The sequence below is a fragment of the Fervidobacterium riparium genome (assembly GCF_025370035.1).
Lineage (GTDB): Bacteria > Thermotogota > Thermotogae > Thermotogales > Fervidobacteriaceae > Fervidobacterium > Fervidobacterium gondwanense.
Genome location: NZ_CP009277.1, coordinates 1,264,702 through 1,282,960, shown reverse-complemented (window position 1 = coordinate 1,282,960; position 18,259 = coordinate 1,264,702). Strand labels below are relative to the sequence as shown.

Below are 18,259 nucleotides of genomic sequence, written 5' to 3'. Positions count from 1 at the left end.
GAATAAAGGTGGTGAAGTGATATGATGGAAAGAAGATGGAGCCTAATTACAGGTGAATGGGTCCTTATCTCGGCTTACACACAAGCAAGACCAACAAACCCTACGAATTTCTGTCCACTCTGCCCTGGTGGTGATGAATTTGAAAGTGACTATGATTTATCCTCTTTTGACAATAGATTTCCATCGATGAAACTCGATGCTCCAGAGGTTGAGTCTGAAGGATTATTTAAAAAGGAACGCTCCAACGGGAAGTGTGAGGTTGTTGTCTACACAGTAGAGCACGAGAGTGCGATGAGTCAAATGTCTGTCCATCAGATAGAGAAGCTATTAAACATGTGGGCTGATAGGTACCTTGACCTTTCACAACATCGCTCAATCAAGTATGTGTACATCTTTGAGAACAGAGGTAAAGAAGTTGGTGCTACACTTCCACATCCGCATGGACAATTGTACGCTTTTCCATTCATACCAAAAAGGATCGAATCAAAACTGAAGGCGTTTGCACAGTACTATGATGAAAATAACAGATGTGCGTTGTGTGACGTAGTCGAAGAGGAAACAAAGAGAAAAGAAAGGGTAATATACGAAAACGATTCTTTCATCGCCCTCGTACCATTTTATGCCAGGTGGCCTTATGAGGTACACATTTATCCGAAACGCCATGTAAGCACACTCGCAGAGCTAAAAAATGATGAGAGGCATCTCTTGTCAAAAGCTCTAAAAGTTGTTACAATGAAGTATGACTTGTTATTCAAACAAGCATTCCCCTACATGATGATGCTCTTTCAGTCACCTGTAAACTACATTAAATATGATCATGCTTTCCATTTTCACATCGAGTTTAATCCTGTAAAGCGCGACAAAGACAAGATCAAATGGATGGCAAGTGTTGAAACAGGAACATGGGCGTTTATCAATCCCAAAATTCCTGAAGAAGCTGCAAGAGAATTAAGAAATGTGGAGGTCGAGATCTAAGTATGGCAAACAAAATAGTTGTTTATTCTCCAGGAAGAGCGAACCTTATAGGTGAACATACAGACTACAACGACGGTTACATACTCCCGTTTGCGATTAAGAAGTATGTAAAAATTGAAATTGAATCTTCTGAGAGATTCAAAATATTCTCAAAACAGGTTAAGAAGGGGATTGAATTCGAAGCACCTTTAAAGACTAACTCCTGGGCTGATTATGTCATTGGTATGATAGTGAAGCTTAGAGAGCACGGATACAAAGTGGAACCGTTCAACATGATTTTAGATTCGGAACTTCCCATGGGAGCTGGTCTTTCTAGCTCCGCTGCGTTAGAAGTAGGGGTTGGATACGCTATTTCTCAACTTATGGGATATGAAATAGAACGAGAGGAACTTGCAAAGATAGCGCACGAATGTGAAGTAGATTTTGTAGGCGTTAGATGTGGCATAATGGACCAGTACGCTGTTGCACTCTCCAAAGAAGACCACGCACTATTTATTGACACTATGACGAGAGAGTACAAATATGTGCCATTGTATTTGGACAGTGCAAAGTTGTATCTCATTAACTCAGGAATAAAGCACGAGTTGGGAAACTCGGAGTACAACAGACGCAGACACGAATGCGAGCTTGCTTTGGAATCTATGAAAAAGTCATCGTTCCGTGATGTAACAATGGATGATGTTGATAGACTTTCCGATCCTGTGCTGAGAAAACGCGCACTACATGTAATTACAGAGAACGAGCGTGTTTTAAAAACCCTATCGGCTCTTGAATCAGACAATCTTCTTCTCGTAGGCCGTTATCTATACGAGTCTCATGAGAGTCTAAGAGATAACTACGAAGTTTCGTGTGAGGAAATTGACTTTCTTATAGAGGAACTGAGAAAATATCCAGACGTGCTCGGTGCAAGGATAGTTGGAGCAGGATTTGGTGGTAGTGTTATTGTGTTGGCAAGAGATAACTTTGAAGAGATTTTTAAGAAAGTAGCTGAAATGTATACGATGAAATATGGTATTACACCTTCTTTGATGAATGTAGAAACAAGCTCTGGAGTATTCAGAGTCGACAGTATCTGAGAATTGGAAAAACAGAAAGGAAAAGATCACTATGCAAAACGTAGTATTCAATATAAAGATAGCGCAAGAAGTCATAGAATATGCAAAAAAAGTTTCAGCCGAAAGGCTTACAAAAGGAACATGGGGCAACATCAGTGTAAAGTCCGGAGAATATGTGTATATTACTCCTTCAGGTTATCCCTACGATAAATTGAAGCCGAAAGATATATGCGTTGTTGACATGGAAGGACAAAAAGTTTTTGGCAACTTAAAACCATCGAGTGAGTTGCCTTTGCACATTCAGATATATCTAAATAGGTCAAACGTTGGTGCGATAATTCACACTCATCCTATATACAGCACGATAGTTTCAATTACGCAAAGAGAAATTCCACCGATAGTGGAAGATGCTGTGATGATTCTCGGAGAAACATTAAAAGTCTCAGAGTACGCACTACCTGGCACAGAAGAACTTGCCCAAAAAGCTCTTGAGGCTCTTGGAACAAATAACTGCGTATTCTTAAAAAACCACGGTCTTGTGACCGTGGGTGAGAACCTCCAAGAGGCGTTCATAGCGACATTGATAGCAGAAAAGACCGCCCAAATATACGTTGAAGCGCTGAAAGTTGGAAATGTTTCTCTTCTTCCAATGGAACACGCAAGATTGCTAAGGGAAAAGTATATCACATCGTACAGGCAAAAATAAAATATTTAGAGCATTTAATAAACCCGGCAGCGAAACTACTTAGCGTTAAGCTTTCGACTGCCGGGTTTTATTGCAGGGATATTCGATTCGCAAAGTGGACAGTTTTCAGGATTGTAAGTTGGAAAATCGAGTTTTACTAAATAAAAGTAGGGTTTCCTTTGTCCAAAAGGATTTTCTTTGCCTGACCTGTTAATAATACTTGCAAAACCTACTATTTCTCCACCGCATGAATTGACAACTTCAACAACCTCAAGTGTAGATTTGCCTGTTGTTACGACGTCCTCCACAATCAGCACCTTTTCGTTTTCCCTTATTTCAAATCCTCTTCTCAGTTTCATTAGTCCATCTTCTCGCTCGGTAAAAATACCCCTTACACCAAGGCTCCTCGCTACCTCATATGCGACTATGACACCACCCAGAGCCGGACCAACTACCACGTCGATTTCAATGTTTGAGGCTTTTATCTTTTCAGCCAAAAGTTTACCAACTTCTTCTCCATACTTTGGATATTCGAAGACTTTCGCACACTGCACATAATTTGTTGAGTGTAAACCTGAGGAAAGTATAAAATGTCCTTCAAGAAGTGCGTTAGTCTCTTTTAAAATTTCCAAGACACGTTTTTCCATATCACCTGTTCTTTCCATTACTCTCTCCATGTTTTCACCCTTTCCTTAATTTCGTTTATCTTTTCATCAGGATTCTTAGATTTGTAAATCTCCCTTCCAAGAACTGCGAAATCTGCAATTCCAAAAATGTCCCACAATGAGATAACGTCTTTCTGGTCATCCTTTGATTGTTCCATTCTGATTCCTGGCACCAATATCGAACCACCTATGTATCTCCTCATAGCGATAGCCCACTGACCAGGTAATACAAAAGAAGCGCCGAGTCTTGAAAGTCCAATTATAACATCCTTGAAGTCTTCCAACTTCCCAGGAATTGAAGTAAGCTTTATGACTGTGAATATCCTCTTTCCACTTGATTCTAATGCAGCTTTCACACTTTCCAACCCAGAATTTGCATGTACGGTAAAACCAACAATCGCAGGATGGTCCCAAGAACGAACAGACCTTGCAACAGTTGAGGGGATATCCGAGAATTTCAAGTCTAAAATCACCTTATACCCATTTTCTAAAAAGTAATCAAGCACCCTTTTTCCTTCTACTGCCAGGTTGTGTCCAACTTTAACGTACTCAAAACTCCCGTATTTTTGCACAAACTCGATAGGATTTTCCATATCAAGACTGAGTACAGGTTCAGTTATTCGCACATGAGCTTTCCTGATATCGCTTTCGTACACGATTTGTCTTTGTTGCTCCTCTGCTAACATAATCATAAACACACCCCCTGTTCAAGTATTTTGGATACCTTGCAATGATTTTCCGATTTCATTTAACACAGACTCGTTCTTAAACAGTGCACTACCTATACTCACGGCATCCGCCCCGAATTCAATCATCAGCTTTGCATCATCAGGTGTGTATACACCACCAGAAGCGATGATGTAAATATCTGGCAGTCTTTTCCTCACCTCATAAACAGCACGCAGAGCTATTGGAAAAAGATTCGGACCTGATAAGCCACCCAGTACCACACGATTTTCCCCGTCTATCATTAACCCCCTTATAGTGTTAATTACGGTTACGCCGTTCCAGCCTTCAGATGCTGCAACCTCTGCCATCTGCTCGATAAAACCACCCTCGATACCGAGCTTTGCGATTATAAATGAATCTGTTTCTTTACGTACCACTTGTAACAATCTTCGCCACTCGTTTTTATCAGACACTATAGATAGCCCACCGTGTTGAACGTTTGGACAAGAGAAGTTGTATTCTATAGCTATGAATCGATTCAAATAAGGTTTTAAAAGTCTTGTAAGTTCAACGTATTCATCGAAAGTATCACCACCAACGCTCAGTATGACCGGAACATGTGATATTACTTCCTCTAATCCCCTTTCCTCCATAAGTGCTTTAAAACCTTCGAAACCGGGATTTTCTAATCCGATTCTATTGATAACGTATCCATCCTTAGCGTATATACGCGGAGGTTTGTTTCCAATTTTCCTATTTAACGTAACCGTTTTGAGTGTGTAAGCTCCAACAAGGGCCCAGTCTATCGTAGGAATTTCAAAGTACTCTCCAAAACCTCCTGGTCCAGACGCGATAACAATAGGTGTTCGGAGGTTCAACTTATTTCCTGATTTTTTCATCTCCATATTTCATCACCTCTAAAGACAGGACCATCTTGACACACGTGCTTAATGCCACTTGTCGTTTCAACTGCACATCCTTTGCACGCACCTATTCCACAAGCCATATACTCGTTAAGCGAGACGAATACCTCCTTTATACCTTCGGCTGAAAGATGTTTAGTTGTGATTTCCTCCATCTTTTTGGAACCCGATACAAAGAACCATTCGAAATTTGAAAATTTTAGTTTTTCAAGCAAATAGATATAATCGTAATCACCTATTATGTAGTTTAGTCCATAGTGTTGTACAATATCATCGTTTAAATTTGTTCTTGAGGCTACAAATAATGGAACATCGAAGTATCTTGATAGCTCAAGGCCCTCGGCAAGGCAAGAAGGCGCGACAATTATCGCACCATTCTTATTCGGTGGCAAGAATCCCCTGCCGAGCGGAGCTAATATGTTCAATTTGTTTTGTGTTTTCACAATGTATTCTGTTCCAGCCCCAACTATCTTTACCGAAATCATGATTCGTCCTTCAGCATCACTTCCGAGAGTAAAAGGCTTTCGGGTAAGTCCGAAGTCATTAACGTCTACCATACAAAACTGTCCGGGTGAAAAGTCAATTTTTTCCTCGAACGTTATTAAAAAAGTGTCGACTGTTATTTCCATAATCTCTCTTTTTGACAGTTCGAAAACGTTATACTTTGTTTTTTTCTCGCTTGAACCATCAAATTGCCTTATCGATGAACTCACCATTCCAATACACCCACCTTCCGTTCCTTCTGAAACCTACCACCTGACCTTTCAGTTTATAACCATCAAACGCACAATTCTTTCCAAGACTAAAGAATCTACTGCTATCTACTGTATACTCAGCGGATGCATCTATTAGAACAGCATCATGTGGATATTTTATTCCAAGCTCTTCATATGACCTTTTTATCACTTTGAGAGGGTTAAGAGTTAGGTTTCTCAGAACAAGTTCAATATCTTCAAACAATGTATAATAGACTGAAAATGCAATCTCTATATGCGAGCTTCCGTAAGGCGCATTCTCGAAATTATCCCCCTTAGGATTGTGCGGTGCGTGGTCTGTTGCAAAGCAGTCTATAATACCTTTTCTCAAAGCTTCTCTCAATATTTCTCTGTCTTTTGAAATCGGCGGATTTATCTTTTGAGTTGTGTTCGAAATCATGTCAGGGGTGAAAAACACATGGTGTGGTGTGACTTCGCATGTTATGTTAGCAAACCTTCTCAGATATTGAACTACCTCAAGAGACGTCGCTGTGGATACATGTTGTATATGAAATGATGTATAGCCAAACTCTAAACCTGTTAAAACGGTTCTGAAAATCGCTATCGCTTCATTTGAATAAGTTCTTATTGAGTTTGGCAATTGCGTTCCTATGTAAAAATCACCAGGAATTTCATGGAGCTGAGAATGGTCGAAAAGAAGAGCGGCTTTTTTCGTAGCAAATGAAGCGTAAAGCTCCTTTGAATCGTAACGCATTCCGTCTGTTGAAAAACCAGTAATCCTATTTGAAACATGGTCAACTGTGGAAATGTCATTAATCTCTCCAAAAAAGCTTATTGTGTGCAGAAAGTTAACAGGTTTCTCTCTTGAAAGCTCGACATGTTTGAGAAGCACTTCCAAGCTTTCAAGCTTTGGGACGGTGTTGGGTTGAATATTGCATACCCCAAAACCACCTGCAATGGCAGCTCTACTTAGTGATTCATAATCTTCTTGTGCGTTTAACCTAACGTGGGTATGCAAATCTACAAATGGAGGTGATATTACAAGATTATCTGTATTTCGAACATTTTCAGGAAAATTCAAGAGCTCCAAGTTGTCAAAATACTTCAAACTACTTGAATTCAAATCAAAAATCTTCATCAACTATCCCTCCAAATATAAGTTTTGAAGGATATGAGAAAGAAAATAAAAGGGACTTCATTAAAGAGGTCCCTTTTGAAAATAATAAAATATTGCATTTTGAAGAAAAACAAAACAAAGAATTTTGTCCTTTAAGCCATATTTGCTGAAAGGATGTGCAATTCTCAATGTTAATTACACTTTCAGATAGTTTACCCAAACGGTTTTGGCCTCTCTGGACCAAATTAACCACCCCCAAGATTTTCAAGTAAAATTTTATCAGAAAGTCTCATCCTGTCAATACTACGATATCAAAAGTTGTCACAAGCATTTATTTATGCGCCTATTCAAGCATTTGTTTCAAAAACTCTCGGAAAATTTGACAAAATTTGATATAAAGTGATATACTTTGTAGCGATAATGGGGGTACTGGGGATAGGTGGGAGCTGTCCGTTATTTTCAGTGTGCACGCCACAGGCGTGCACACGTTTGTTTATATATAATCACATTTAATGCTGTGACAATACTGACAGATATTTCATTCCATCATCCGGGAAAACAGTGACAACTCTCTCCAAGTTGTATTTCTCTTTGACCATCAAAGCACCTATAAGATTAGCTGCCGCGGATATCCCAACAAATATTCCTTCTTTCCAAAGCCTTTGTGTAAACTTTAAAGCTTCTTCATCATCAACTTGCAAAATCTCATCGACGACAGATTTATCGAAAATTCCTGGCACAAAACCGGCACCTATTCCTTGTATTCTGTGTTTCCCAGGTGTCTGACCACTTAATACCGCCGATTGTTTCGGCTCAACTGCGATTACTTTTGAGGAAGTATCAAACGTTTTCAAAACATGTCCAACACCTGTGATAGTACCACCAGTTCCAACGCCCGCAACAAAGGCATCTACGTTATATTTCATTTGACGCAATATCTCTGGGCCCGTAGTAACCAAGTGTGCTTTAACATTATTGGGATTGTCAAACTGATTAGGTATGAACACATTGATATTGTTAGAAATTTCCTTTGCTTTTTCCACAGCCTTTGTCATATTCTCTGTTAGTATAATATCCGCTCCGTAGCTTTTCAAAATATGCCTTCGCTCAACAGACACACTTTCTGGCATTGTGAGTATTACTCTCAAACCCAGTTTAGCACCAATCCATGCCAAAGCGATTCCCGTATTGCCACTCGTAGGTTCTACAATTGTAGTATTCGCACCTATGAGTCCATCCTTTACTGCTTGAAGAACCATAAAGTATACGGGTCTATCTTTAACACTGCCGGTTGGATTATTCTTTTCAAATTTGGCATACACACCGTATTTTTCCAAATATAACAAAGGAGTCTCGCCTACTTGCAAATTCTGAATTCTCGATATAACGGAATGCTCAACCGATTTTTTCATATCACTGCCTCCTTGTGAACTGATGAATAGTCATCTTCAGAAATTAGACAAAGACCATCACTCACTTCTCCGTTCACAGCCTTATAACAATCTACACAATTTGTATTTTCATCATAGTTTGTTTTCCTGACAATAATTCTTGCAGGAATTCCAACGGCTGTGGCATTTTCCGGAACATCTGCAATTACTACACTATTTGCACCAATTCGTGCCCCATCACCGATAGTGATTGGTCCCAAAACCTTTGCACCTGCACCTATTATCACATTTCTACCAACAGTCGGGTGACGTTTTCCCTTTGTGATGTATTTAGCACCAAGGGTTACACCATGGTATAACACGGTACCACTCCCTACCACAGCTGTTGAGCCAATCACCAGTCCCGTTCCATGGTCTATGACTACCCCTGGCTCTAATTGTGCGGCAGGATGTATATCTACAGAGTACAAGATTCTATTCATATGATACAAAAAGTAAGCTAAGAATTTAAAATCGGACATGTAGAAGGCATGGTATATGCGGTACATCCTTAAAGAGCGAAAACCAGCGTGGAAAAAGAACTGAAAGGAACTCTCAAAAGAAGGGTCATTCTGCTTTAGAGCTTCTTTGTCAAGCCTGATGTACTTTCTTGCTTGCAATAGCCTTTCAATCAAAGAACTCATCTTTCTGAACAAACCTAAAATGTTCAAACTCCGCACCCCATCTGAAATCACCTCTACTGTCAAGATTGAATAATTCAAGATGAATAATCGACTTAGTTTTACCTAATTATATCACGAAGTACGACTATGTCAAGTGAAAAGAGTTACAAGAAAATTCTTTTATAAATGATAAGATATAATTAATATAATGTGAAATTACGGTTACCCATTGCACGTTCTTCAAAGTTTGTGATACAATAAGATTGTACTTCGTAAAATATTGTATCAAAAAGTGGGAGGCATGAAGATGGTAAAAAAAGCTACGGTTGATGAAGTCATGGAACTTCTTAAAGCCAAGGGGGTTAAGCCAACAGTTCACAGAGTTGAGATACTTGAATATTTAAGAAATTCATACGATCATCCATCTGCAGACGAAATTTACGAACACTTTGTTAAGGAAGCAAAACTTCCAGTACTTTCACGGGCAACTGTTTACAATACACTGAGAACACTTGCTTCCGCAGGGCTTGTCAAGGTTATAATCACACCGGATGCGATAAGGTACGATTTTGTAAGGCAAAATCACCATCACTTCTACTGCACTAAATGTAAGAAAATATACGACATAGAATTGGAAGTAGAATTACCAGAGATCTCAAGTGTAGATGGACATGAGGTACAAAACGTTCAGCTCACACTTGTTGGTATTTGCAAGAGCTGCTTGAAATAAGATTGCAATTGTTTATTAAAATACTGGCTTGTTAAAAAGCCAGATTATATGCGTAAGACTTTCATAGGGAGGTGTAAGCATGAGGGATATGACAAAGAAGTTTTTGGAAGATGCGTTTGCTGGCGAGTCTATGGCTCACATGAAGTACCTTATTTTTGCTGACGAGGCAGAAAAAGCGGGGTTCAAGAAACTGGCAAATCTGTTTAAAGCCATAGCGTATGCAGAGTTTGTTCATGCAAGAAATCACTTTAAGGCATTGAAAAAGCTTGGCGACAACCAACAAAATATTCAATCCTGTATCGCTGGGGAAACGTTTGAAGTAGAGGAGATGTACCCTGTCTATAAGGAGACTGCAAAATTACAGGGTGAAAAAGAAGCTCAAATAAGCACACACTATGCCCTTGAAGCAGAGAAGATACATGCTGAAATGTACAAGAAAGCCCTTAACCTTGTCAATGAAGGAAAGGATTACGAAGCTGAGAAAATCTACATTTGCTCCGTGTGTGGATACACAACAGAAGAAGGAGCACCCGAGAAGTGTCCAGTATGTGGTGCCTCTAAGTCTGCTTTTGTTGAGTTTTGAAACTTGCAACTGAACTTTATTGATGAGCTAATTAGGGGGTGAGAAAATGATAGGTGACTTTGTAAAAACAGGTGATTTTAAAGGTGAAAAACACGTTCCAGTAATTTGCGGTCCTGACAAAGTGAAGAAAGGTGAGTGGTTCGAAGTTGAAGTCTCGGTAGGTAAAGAAATTCCACACCCAAATACAGTGGAACACCACATTGCTTGGATAGAACTCTATGCTATGCCTGAAGGCGCTCCATACATACTTAGAATAGGCAGATACGATTTCTCACCAACACTCGAAGAACCAATCGTCAAAGTCAAAATTAAACTTGAAAAGAACTCGAAACTTATAGCCCTTTCATACTGCAACATTCACGGACTTTGGGAAGGTACAAAGGACGTTGTTGTAGAAGAGTAAAAACATTAATATGTAAACAGCCCCTTCGTGTGTGAAGGGGCTGTTTTAATTTGCTTTGCTATTTCAGCAAGAGAGTTATGAACGTTAGAAAAGGTGAAAAAATCAAAGCCGGTAGGAAATTACCGACCCATGTGTCCTTTACTTCAAGTATCCTAAAACCTATTCCGAGAACCATTAATCCACCAACAGCTACAAGATCATTCAAATAAACTGGCTCGCTAAGGAATTTCAACGACCCTGCAAAAAGTGTTATTGCCCCTTGAACAACAAGAACGCTGAAAGCTGATACCATAACACCTATACCGTAAGTAGATGAAAGTACTATAGATGATATGAAATCGAGAAGTGATTTTGTGTAAATAATGCTACCGTCGCCTTTAAGACCTGCTGTGATAGAGCCAACGATAGTCATAGGACCTACAAGGAAGAGCAATGACGCCGTGACAAAACCCGTTGAAAAGTCGCCTTCTTTCATCTTATCACCAATTATTTTTAGCTTCCCCTCAATATCAAAAAATTCACCAAGTAACCCACCAAATGCCATAGAGAAAAGGACAATAAGAAAATTGTTGACTTCTAAAATCATTTTTATTCCTATCCCAAATGTTGATAAGCCAACGGCAAAAAATAGTATTCTCTTGTACTTATCTGAAATTCCTTTCTTTAACAATGTCCCTACTGAACTTCCAATAAGAACAGCGACGGAATTGACGATTGCAGGTAGTAATCCGGCAATGTTCATAAAAACCCCCCTTGATATATATAATTACTCACGTATTTTTAGAATAGAAAGTTCGCACCGAAATTAACAAACGCTTCAGGCTTATTGTTCAATTTTTTTGCTCCACCTTCAAAAGAAAAGTACAAATTCTTTAAATTTTCAACCCTGAGCTCATAACCAGCGACAAATGCAAAATTCAACTCATTGTTGTAAGGATAATAAATCATTGGGGCAATATACAGTCCGCGTGTCTGAGAAGATGAGAGTCTAAAGCCAGCAGAGATATAATTTAATCCAACATTACTAAAAATATGAGAGTACGGATTAACATCTGTCCTAACTTCAACCCCTATAAAGTTTTCAGTGTTGAAGAAAACATACAACCTTCCAGCTGGTGAAGGTGTTGTCGCAGCAAATGTGAATGAAAAGAATAAAAGGCAGAATGCACTTACAATACTTCGCGCAATTTTCATTTCGATGCCTCCCTTCAAATGCTTATCAAACTATTGTAGATTTCCATATGTACTCTTTTATCGGTAGGCTTCGGCAAAATTGAAAACCTCTCAGGAGCTTTGAAATTGGCTAATGCTTCAATTGCTTTAATCAATAGTGCTTTGTCTATCTTCCTTTGTTTTTCTACTGCTGCTCTCATGATTCCGGGAAAAGCCAAAAGGTTATTAACTTGGTTTGGATAGTCTGACCTACCTGTTGCAACAATAAATGCACCATTCTCGTATGCCACTTCTGGTGGAACCTCTGGTATTGGATTAGCAAGAGCAAAAACTATCGGATCTCGTGTCATAAGCTTCACATCATCACCATTCAAAATGTTTCCTTTAGAAACGCCGATAAAAACATCTGTGCCTTTCAGTGCATCTCTTAAAGAGCCACTAATATTACCTGAGTTTGTGAGTTTTGCGATTTCAAGATGATATTTATGTAGTCCTGTCTTCTCATTTAGTATACCATTGATATCACAAGCAATAACACTCTTGGCTCCAAATTCTATAAGTAGTTTAACGATATTATACCCGGCAGCCCCTATTCCATTAACAACTATTCTCACATCTTCTATATTTTTCCCCGCCAACTTCAGTGCATTTAAAAGAGCTGCGATAACTACTACTGCAGTTCCTTGCTGATCATCGTGGAAAACAGGTATGTTCATTTCCTCGTTTAACCTTTCTAGTATTTCAAAGCACCTTGGAGCGGAGATATCTTCAAGGTTTATACCACCGAACGATGGTTCTAAGTTCTTTACAATAGATACAATTTCATCCACGTTTTGCGTTTTCAGACATATTGGGAAAGCATCCAAATCACCAAATTCTTTAAAAAGAATAGCCTTTCCTTCCATTACGGGTAGTGCTCCGTACGGACCAATATTGCCAAGTCCAAGAACTGCACTCCCGTCGCTTATGACTGCGACAGCATGCTTTCGTCTCGTATATAAAAAAGTGCGTTTCGGATCATCTGCACATTGCTGTGCAACTTGAGCAACACCTGGCGTGTATAGATATTTCAAGTTATCCTCTGTAATTTCTACCGCGGTTGTTATTCTGTACTTTCCATTCAAGAACTCATGAAGCATTACAGAATCAAAATTTGTCATGTTCTCCATCCTTTCACGATATTCTTTCCTGGTGCATATTTTTTTAAAATTTTATCGTTTTTCTCTATACATAAGTGTGACTAGTGATGTTGCTGTGATAAAATTAATGTGAAAAAAATATGAGGAGGGATATATATTTACAAAATTGTCGCACTTATTGGATTTGTCATCTCTCTAATAAACGTTATTTATGTACTTGACAGAAGAGTTTATAAGATATCTTACTCAGATATTTGGTTATCTATTGTAGGTTTAACATTATCTTTTATTGAATATATCAAGTTTGAGGTGGACAATATTGTTCGTTTGGAAATGATTCAAGACCTCATATTACTATACGTGCCAGTTATACTGTTTTCCTTTTTTACCAAGCTCTCAGAAGTAGAGAGAAAGAATGTCAGGAGCTTTACGCTTTATCTTCTACCCACCCTGTATCTTATTTTAGCACTAACAAATAAAATACACAATCTTTTTTGGATAGGCACCATACAAAGTGACATTTATCACGGCAGACACAGACCGCATGGTAGTTCATTTCTTTGGACCTATTCAGTTTATACAGCAGTTGTGATCACATTTGGAATTTTTAAAATTATTAGAACAAGTCGACTCCCGAGGAAAACCAAGTTTTTGATAGTAGGCTCGATTTCTCTTGGTATATTTTTATCTTTTTTTGCATATTTATTTAACTTCAACTACCCGCTATTATTTCTTTCTCTGTCAACTTTAATCTTGATTTTAAACATTAGTGCAATAAACGTATTTTGGAGAAGAACAGCGTTGGGTGTACGATATCATGCATTCGATAGCTCACACAATGGGTATATAATACTTGATAAGGACCTGAGAATTGTAGATATCAACAAAGCTGCACTTAGGTATCTTAGATTGAGAAAAGAGGAAATTTTAGGCAGAAAAAACGATTTTGTAATAGATTTGCTTGACAAAATAGGGCAAATCTTGGAGTACAATGGTGATTTTTTCAAAATTTCAAAAGCCGAGTTAAAAGACTCTTTCTTGATGGTTATTGAGGATGTTACAGAACAAGTAATTACCAAAAGGGAGCACATCAGCACTTCGATGCTCTTAAATACACTTCTTGAAAATATTCCTGACGGTGTCGTGGTGCTTAACCAATACGGAACGGTTATTGATTGTAACAAACAATTTGAAAATATCTTTGGGTACAAGAAACTAGAAATAATAGGCAAAAATATTGATGCTCTTGTCCTTCCAGAAAATCTTGAATCTGAAGCGCAAAAACTGATAAACCTCGCCCTAGAACAAGGAAGCCTCAAAGTTGAAACGGTGAGAAGGAGAAAATCCGGAGCGCTTGTTGAAGTGCGAATAACAGTTTCAGTTGTTGAATCTGATTCAGAAAGGTTAATATATGCTATTTATACGGATATTACTTCTGAGAAGGAAGCTATAAATCTTGCGAGGACAGTTTTGCAAAGGGATAATTTAACGGGATTGTATACGAGACATTATTTCATCAGAAAACTCGCAAGTTCTCTTGAATTTTCTTCGATTGATGATTATCACGCTATAATCACATTGGACGTTAGGAACTTCTCAATGATAAACAGCATAAGAGGTCATAACATTGGTGATGAACTGCTAAGAGAAATAGCAAAAAGATTACGAACCGTCCTTCGCGAAGGTGATACTATATCGCACCCGTATGCCGATGAATTTTGGATATTCTTAGAGAAGCTTGGTAAGACATACCAAGCAGGAAAGAAAGTTGTGAATGACATAATTTCAAAGATAGAGAAGGAATTAACTAAAACATATAACATTCAGGGCGAATTTATCGACATAAAATTTGCTTTCGGAGTACATGTGTTTAATTCCTTCGATACATCTGAGGAGGTGTTAAGAAAGGTAAATTTAGCACTCATTAGAGCCAAAGAAGCTAAGGACAATATTGTTTTCTACAACGCAATTATTGACAGCGAACTGCAAGAACACGCTGCAAAAGAAAGGGCGATTAAGGAAGCCTTCTACAATGGTGAACTTAAGATTTTCCTTCAACCAATCTGCAATTCCTATTCAGATATTGTTGGGGCAGAAGCTCTTGTAAGGTGGATAAAGAAAGATGGTACCATCATACCGCCAGTAGATTTTATCCAGCTTATGGAAGAAAATGGAATGATTACGTCAGTCGGTGAGGAAATACTAAGACAGGTTTGTGAGATTTTATCTGAACAAAAAGACAACCTTGACTTCATAGACATCAATGTAAGTCCTGTTCAATTGAGAGATCCTCAGATGGCTGAACGTTTTAAGGAAATAATTTCGTCTTACAATATTCCTCCAAAGAAGATTGTTATTGAATTCACAGAAAATATATTGATAGACATGAACCAAACTGTGCGCGATAATATTGATAAACTATTGCAGTTCGGTTGTCAACTGTGTATTGACGATTTTGGTACGGGCTATTCGTCTCTTTCTTATCTAACGATACTCCCACTCAAGAAGATAAAAGTAGACAGGTCCTTTGTTTTCAGATTGCCAGATGACAAACATTCTATAAAACTTCTCGAAGCGATATACAACATTGCAAAATCTTTTAATCTGGAAGCTATCCCCGAGGGTGTAGAGAATACCACACAGCTTGAAGTTCTTAGTATGATAGGTTACAAACTCTTTCAAGGATATTATTTTGGAAAGCCAATGCCCGTAAGAGATTTCCTATTGCTTGTTCATCAAAATATAAGCAAAAAGGGTCAACAGCAAATTTGAAAGAACTGAACTAGATAGCACATTCTGTTATGTTACTAACAAATTCAGACAAATACCATCTGAGTTGGTTTGAAAAATGAGAAAGAAGATTAAATTCTTTTCACAAACATGACACATGTAGTAAATACATATTCACCCCAATGGTGTATAATACCATTGGGGTGATTTTGTTGTGTTAACAACTTTTCTTACGCATAATGAACTTGATACGATATCATACACTTTTCAAGCAGCAATTGTTATAGACGTTCTGCGTGCAACATCAACAATAGTTACCGCACTGTCAAATGGTGCAAGATTTGTAATTCCTGTTGGAAAAATTGAAGAAGCAGTCGATATTAAAAGGATTCAACCTGATTTAATACTTTCAGGAGAGAGAAATGGCATCAAACCTCAAGGGTTTGACTTGGGAAATTCACCATTGGAATATTCAGAAGAAGTAGTCAGCGGAAAAGGAATCATATTGACTACATCGAACGGAACTAAAGCCATACAAAAGGCAAAGAAAATCGCAGGAAATGTTTATATCGCTGCTTTCTTGAACATTTCTTATGTAGTTGAACAATTATCTGCATACGAAAATATTGCCATAATATGTGCAGGTAATGAATCCGAAGTATCATATGAAGACACTCAACTTGCCGGTTTTATTATTTCAAAGCTCACCGAATGCAAAAGGTATTCTCTATCTGATAGTTCTTTAATAGCCCTAAGAACATGGGAAGCCATTAGAAGGCCCGACTTTTCGGGAACACATTCTCAAAAACTAATCGAACTTGGATTTGGAAGAGATGTTGATTTTTGCCAAAAGATAGACGTTTTTCCATCAGTTCCTATTTGTAAAGGTGAGAGAATTGTTAGGAATTTAATAAAATAAAGACAGGAGTTGAGGTAGATGTTAGAGCTTCAAAACGTTTCTTACAAAACTCAAGAAAAACAGATACTATACAATCTCAACATGAAGTTCATTCCAGGACACAAATACGTTGTCATAGGAACCAACGGAGCAGGAAAAAGTACAATAGGATACGTTATTATGGGACTTAGTTCTTACAAACCGTTCGAAGGTAAGATTCTACTTGACAATAAAGATATAACTTCCCTGTCAGTAACTGAACGAGCAAAGCTCGGTCTTACTTTGATGTGGCAAGAACCAGCACGCTTTGATGGGCTCACGATTGAGAATTATCTTACTCTTGGTGGAAAACTAACAATTCAAAAGAGTGAACTAATAGAATCATTAGAATTTGTGGGTTTGAATCCTAAGTTGTATCTAAATAGATATGTAGATAAGACTCTGAGTGGCGGTGAACGGAAAAGAGTCGAATTGGCTTCCATCATTCTGCTGAAGCCAAAGTACGTAATCTTAGATGAACCAGATTCTGGGATTGATTTGATGAGTTTAAACATTATAAACGATGTTGTCAATTATATAAGTCAGTATGGTGGTACTCCAATAATCATAACACACCGCGAAGAGATGGTTTACAATACCGATTATGGCTATCTTATATGTGCAGGTAAGATACTCATGCATGGCAAGACCGAAGACGTTCTGAAAGCATTCAGAGGTACATGCGAAGTGTGCGAACATCCAAATGTACCTCTTAATGGGGAGATGAGATAATGGACGTGAGGAAAGAGTTTGAAACCATCGTCAAAACAGCGGAGAAGCTTGGTACAGATGCATCGAAATTCATGGATAAAAGAATTGCGTCGATAATAATTAGTGGTAACAAAGTTATCGGTCTCAACAACGTTAGCGGTTTAAAACTTGTTCCCACAACTTTTGAAGATGGTGTGCAAGTAGATATGGAGATAGAGGAAGGCGTTGAAATTCCGCTCCCAATTCACGTCTGCACGGGCTTTGTCGAAAAGAAGGGATATCAAAGGGTCATATTTAACATAAGAGTTAAGAAAAACGCTCGTGTTAGATTCATAGCACATTGTGTTTTTCCACAAGCAGAAGAGTTTACGCACAACGCAGTTTCCAATGTTATAGTTGAATCCGGTGCAATTATGGAATATTACGACGAGCACTATCACAGTGATTTTGGGACAATAACACTCAATACAACTACAAATGCTATTGTGGAATCAGATGCTGTATACAAAAACACATTCCATTTAACCAAGACAAGAGTAGGGAAGCTCAACGTAATAATGAATTTGGAATTGAAAGAGAACGCTGTTGGTGAATTAATATCAAAGGTAAAAGGGTCAAAAGATGACGAGGTATACATCAATGAAGTTGTTCATTTGAGCGGTGAACATGCAAGAGGCCTCGCAAAAACTGTCGTGGTTGGGCTTGATGAATCAAAAGTGAATGTTCTTAATGAAGCTTATGGAAATGCTCCGTACTCGCGTGCTCATATTTCGTGTGAGGAAATTACCAAAGGTGAAAAAGTGATTGTTTCGACAACCCCTGTTTTAAAAATAACTAACGATTTAGCAGAACTGACACACGAAGCCTCTATAGGGCGCGTGAGTGAAAAGCAACTTGAAACACTTATGGCAAAAGGACTCACAGAAGAAGAAGCTACTGATCTCATAATCAAAGGGCTACTTTTGTAATTTACACAAGTTTAATGAAAATGTTTG

Annotated in this window: 20 protein-coding genes and 1 pseudogene; 11 read left to right on the top strand and 10 right to left on the bottom strand. The window is 38.3% G+C overall.

The genetic code is table 11. The features are described 5' to 3' along the window. Window positions 1-21: 21 nt before the first annotated feature. The 3 genes from galT to IB67_RS05935 are packed head-to-tail and all read left to right on the top strand — an operon-like array spanning window position 22 to window position 2,736. Entirely contained in the window at window positions 22-975 is a 954-nt protein-coding gene (gene galT, locus IB67_RS05945; RefSeq protein ID WP_072759810.1) for a galactose-1-phosphate uridylyltransferase, read from the top strand. Window positions 976-977: 2 nt separating this feature from the next. Further along, the gene (locus IB67_RS05940; RefSeq protein ID WP_143145296.1) at window positions 978-2,051 is read left to right on the top strand and encodes a galactokinase; all 1,074 of its coding nucleotides are present in this window, start codon (window positions 978-980) and stop codon (window positions 2,049-2,051) included. 31 nt (window positions 2,052-2,082) lie between these two features. Further along, complete coding sequence (locus IB67_RS05935; RefSeq protein WP_178137757.1) at window positions 2,083-2,736, top strand: class II aldolase/adducin family protein; 654 nt, start codon at window positions 2,083-2,085, stop codon at window positions 2,734-2,736. Window positions 2,737-2,771: 35 nt separating this feature from the next. Here IB67_RS05935 and pyrE read toward each other — a convergent pair whose 3' ends face one another. The 7 genes from pyrE to epsC all read right to left on the bottom strand — a co-directional run bounded on the left by pyrE (window position 2,772) and on the right by epsC (window position 8,915). Next, window positions 2,772-3,362, bottom strand: a complete 591-nt coding sequence (gene pyrE, locus IB67_RS05930) for an orotate phosphoribosyltransferase (RefSeq protein ID WP_072759907.1) — start codon at window positions 3,360-3,362, stop codon at window positions 2,772-2,774. Between the two features lie 17 nt (window positions 3,363-3,379). Further along, window positions 3,380-4,072: an orotidine-5'-phosphate decarboxylase gene (gene pyrF, locus IB67_RS05925; protein ID WP_084634396.1), complete on the bottom strand. Its 693-nt coding sequence runs from the start codon at window positions 4,070-4,072 to the stop codon at window positions 3,380-3,382. 15 nt (window positions 4,073-4,087) lie between these two features. Beyond that, window positions 4,088-4,954 carry a dihydroorotate dehydrogenase gene (locus IB67_RS05920; protein WP_245789610.1) on the bottom strand — a complete coding sequence of 289 codons (867 nt, stop codon included), beginning with the start codon at window positions 4,952-4,954 and terminating at the stop codon, window positions 4,088-4,090. Then, a complete protein-coding gene (locus IB67_RS05915) occupies window positions 4,945-5,688 on the bottom strand; it encodes an iron-sulfur cluster-binding protein (protein ID WP_084634395.1) in 744 nt (247 codons plus the stop codon). Before IB67_RS05915 ends, IB67_RS05920 begins: the two co-directional genes overlap by 10 nt. After that, entirely contained in the window at window positions 5,660-6,826 is a 1,167-nt protein-coding gene (locus tag IB67_RS05910) for a dihydroorotase (protein WP_072759808.1), read from the bottom strand. Before IB67_RS05910 ends, IB67_RS05915 begins: the two co-directional genes overlap by 29 nt. A gap of 488 nt (window positions 6,827-7,314) precedes the next feature. Then, a complete protein-coding gene (locus tag IB67_RS05905) occupies window positions 7,315-8,217 on the bottom strand; it encodes a PLP-dependent cysteine synthase family protein (RefSeq protein ID WP_072759804.1) in 903 nt (300 codons plus the stop codon). Continuing rightward, complete coding sequence (gene epsC / locus IB67_RS05900; RefSeq protein WP_372589803.1) at window positions 8,214-8,915, bottom strand: serine O-acetyltransferase EpsC; 702 nt, start codon at window positions 8,913-8,915, stop codon at window positions 8,214-8,216. The genes IB67_RS05905 and epsC overlap by 4 nt, the downstream gene beginning before the upstream one ends. A gap of 250 nt (window positions 8,916-9,165) precedes the next feature. Between epsC and IB67_RS05895 the strand changes: the two genes are divergently transcribed. The 3 genes from IB67_RS05895 to IB67_RS05885 all read left to right on the top strand — a co-directional run bounded on the left by IB67_RS05895 (window position 9,166) and on the right by IB67_RS05885 (window position 10,574). Then, window positions 9,166-9,588, top strand: coding sequence for a Fur family transcriptional regulator (locus IB67_RS05895; protein WP_084634394.1), 423 nt, complete (start codon window positions 9,166-9,168; stop codon window positions 9,586-9,588). 79 nt (window positions 9,589-9,667) lie between these two features. Next, on the top strand, window positions 9,668-10,171 hold the full coding sequence (locus IB67_RS05890) for a rubrerythrin family protein (protein ID WP_072759802.1): 504 nt from the start codon (window positions 9,668-9,670) through the stop codon (window positions 10,169-10,171). A gap of 46 nt (window positions 10,172-10,217) precedes the next feature. After that, entirely contained in the window at window positions 10,218-10,574 is a 357-nt protein-coding gene (locus tag IB67_RS05885; protein WP_072759800.1) for a class II SORL domain-containing protein, read from the top strand. A 58-nt stretch (window positions 10,575-10,632) separates the two neighbouring features. Here IB67_RS05885 and IB67_RS05880 read toward each other — a convergent pair whose 3' ends face one another. Genes IB67_RS05880 through IB67_RS05870 form a run of 3 tightly spaced genes read right to left on the bottom strand, consistent with a single transcriptional unit; the run spans window position 10,633 to window position 12,907 of the window. After that, the gene (locus IB67_RS05880; RefSeq protein WP_072759798.1) at window positions 10,633-11,316 is read right to left on the bottom strand and encodes a DUF554 domain-containing protein; all 684 of its coding nucleotides are present in this window, start codon (window positions 11,314-11,316) and stop codon (window positions 10,633-10,635) included. Window positions 11,317-11,354: 38 nt separating this feature from the next. Continuing rightward, on the bottom strand, window positions 11,355-11,768 hold the full coding sequence (locus IB67_RS05875) for a hypothetical protein (protein WP_072759796.1): 414 nt from the start codon (window positions 11,766-11,768) through the stop codon (window positions 11,355-11,357). Window positions 11,769-11,782: 14 nt separating this feature from the next. Beyond that, window positions 11,783-12,907, bottom strand: coding sequence for an NAD(P)-dependent malic enzyme (locus IB67_RS05870; protein ID WP_072759793.1), 1,125 nt, complete (start codon window positions 12,905-12,907; stop codon window positions 11,783-11,785). 129 nt (window positions 12,908-13,036) lie between these two features. Between IB67_RS05870 and IB67_RS05865 the strand changes: the two are divergent. The 5 genes and pseudogenes from IB67_RS05865 to IB67_RS05845 form a co-directional block, all read left to right on the top strand. Then, window positions 13,037-13,639 (top strand): annotated as a pseudogene (locus IB67_RS05865) (histidine kinase N-terminal 7TM domain-containing protein); the annotation flags it as partial. A gap of 48 nt (window positions 13,640-13,687) precedes the next feature. After that, on the top strand, window positions 13,688-15,658 hold the full coding sequence (locus tag IB67_RS05860; protein ID WP_178137756.1) for a sensor domain-containing protein: 1,971 nt from the start codon (window positions 13,688-13,690) through the stop codon (window positions 15,656-15,658). A gap of 172 nt (window positions 15,659-15,830) precedes the next feature. After that, a complete protein-coding gene (locus tag IB67_RS05855) occupies window positions 15,831-16,535 on the top strand; it encodes a 2-phosphosulfolactate phosphatase (protein WP_084634393.1) in 705 nt (234 codons plus the stop codon). An 18-nt stretch (window positions 16,536-16,553) separates the two neighbouring features. Next, a complete protein-coding gene (locus IB67_RS05850; protein WP_072759789.1) occupies window positions 16,554-17,285 on the top strand; it encodes an ATP-binding cassette domain-containing protein in 732 nt (243 codons plus the stop codon). Beyond that, window positions 17,285-18,232, top strand: a complete 948-nt coding sequence (locus tag IB67_RS05845; RefSeq protein ID WP_072759787.1) for a SufB/SufD family protein — start codon at window positions 17,285-17,287, stop codon at window positions 18,230-18,232. The genes IB67_RS05850 and IB67_RS05845 overlap by 1 nt, the downstream gene beginning before the upstream one ends. Window positions 18,233-18,259 lie beyond the last annotated feature (27 nt).

Bases quoted from the DNA above. Each gene is read 5' to 3' on its own strand.
- IB67_RS05885 (WP_072759800.1), top strand. From the start codon at position 10,218: ATGATAGGTGACTTTGTAAAAACAGGTGATTTTAAAGGTGAAAAACAC.
- IB67_RS05920 (WP_245789610.1), bottom strand. From the start codon at position 4,954: ATGGAGATGAAAAAATCAGGAAATAAGTTGAACCTCCGAACACCTATT.
- IB67_RS05905 (WP_072759804.1), bottom strand. From the start codon at position 8,217: ATGAAAAAATCGGTTGAGCATTCCGTTATATCGAGAATTCAGAATTTG.
- IB67_RS05895 (WP_084634394.1), top strand. From the start codon at position 9,166: ATGGTAAAAAAAGCTACGGTTGATGAAGTCATGGAACTTCTTAAAGCC.
- pyrE (WP_072759907.1), bottom strand. From the start codon at position 3,362: ATGGAAAAACGTGTCTTGGAAATTTTAAAAGAGACTAACGCACTTCTT.
- IB67_RS05870 (WP_072759793.1), bottom strand. From the start codon at position 12,907: ATGACAAATTTTGATTCTGTAATGCTTCATGAGTTCTTGAATGGAAAG.
- IB67_RS05845 (WP_072759787.1), top strand. From the start codon at position 17,285: ATGGACGTGAGGAAAGAGTTTGAAACCATCGTCAAAACAGCGGAGAAG.
- IB67_RS05875 (WP_072759796.1), bottom strand. From the start codon at position 11,768: ATGAAAATTGCGCGAAGTATTGTAAGTGCATTCTGCCTTTTATTCTTT.
- IB67_RS05890 (WP_072759802.1), top strand. From the start codon at position 9,668: ATGAGGGATATGACAAAGAAGTTTTTGGAAGATGCGTTTGCTGGCGAG.
- pyrF (WP_084634396.1), bottom strand. From the start codon at position 4,072: ATGATTATGTTAGCAGAGGAGCAACAAAGACAAATCGTGTACGAAAGC.
- IB67_RS05915 (WP_084634395.1), bottom strand. From the start codon at position 5,688: ATGGTGAGTTCATCGATAAGGCAATTTGATGGTTCAAGCGAGAAAAAA.
- IB67_RS05935 (WP_178137757.1), top strand. From the start codon at position 2,083: ATGCAAAACGTAGTATTCAATATAAAGATAGCGCAAGAAGTCATAGAA.
- IB67_RS05850 (WP_072759789.1), top strand. From the start codon at position 16,554: ATGTTAGAGCTTCAAAACGTTTCTTACAAAACTCAAGAAAAACAGATA.
- IB67_RS05880 (WP_072759798.1), bottom strand. From the start codon at position 11,316: ATGAACATTGCCGGATTACTACCTGCAATCGTCAATTCCGTCGCTGTT.
- IB67_RS05940 (WP_143145296.1), top strand. From the start codon at position 978: ATGGCAAACAAAATAGTTGTTTATTCTCCAGGAAGAGCGAACCTTATA.
- galT (WP_072759810.1), top strand. From the start codon at position 22: ATGATGGAAAGAAGATGGAGCCTAATTACAGGTGAATGGGTCCTTATC.
- IB67_RS05910 (WP_072759808.1), bottom strand. From the start codon at position 6,826: ATGAAGATTTTTGATTTGAATTCAAGTAGTTTGAAGTATTTTGACAAC.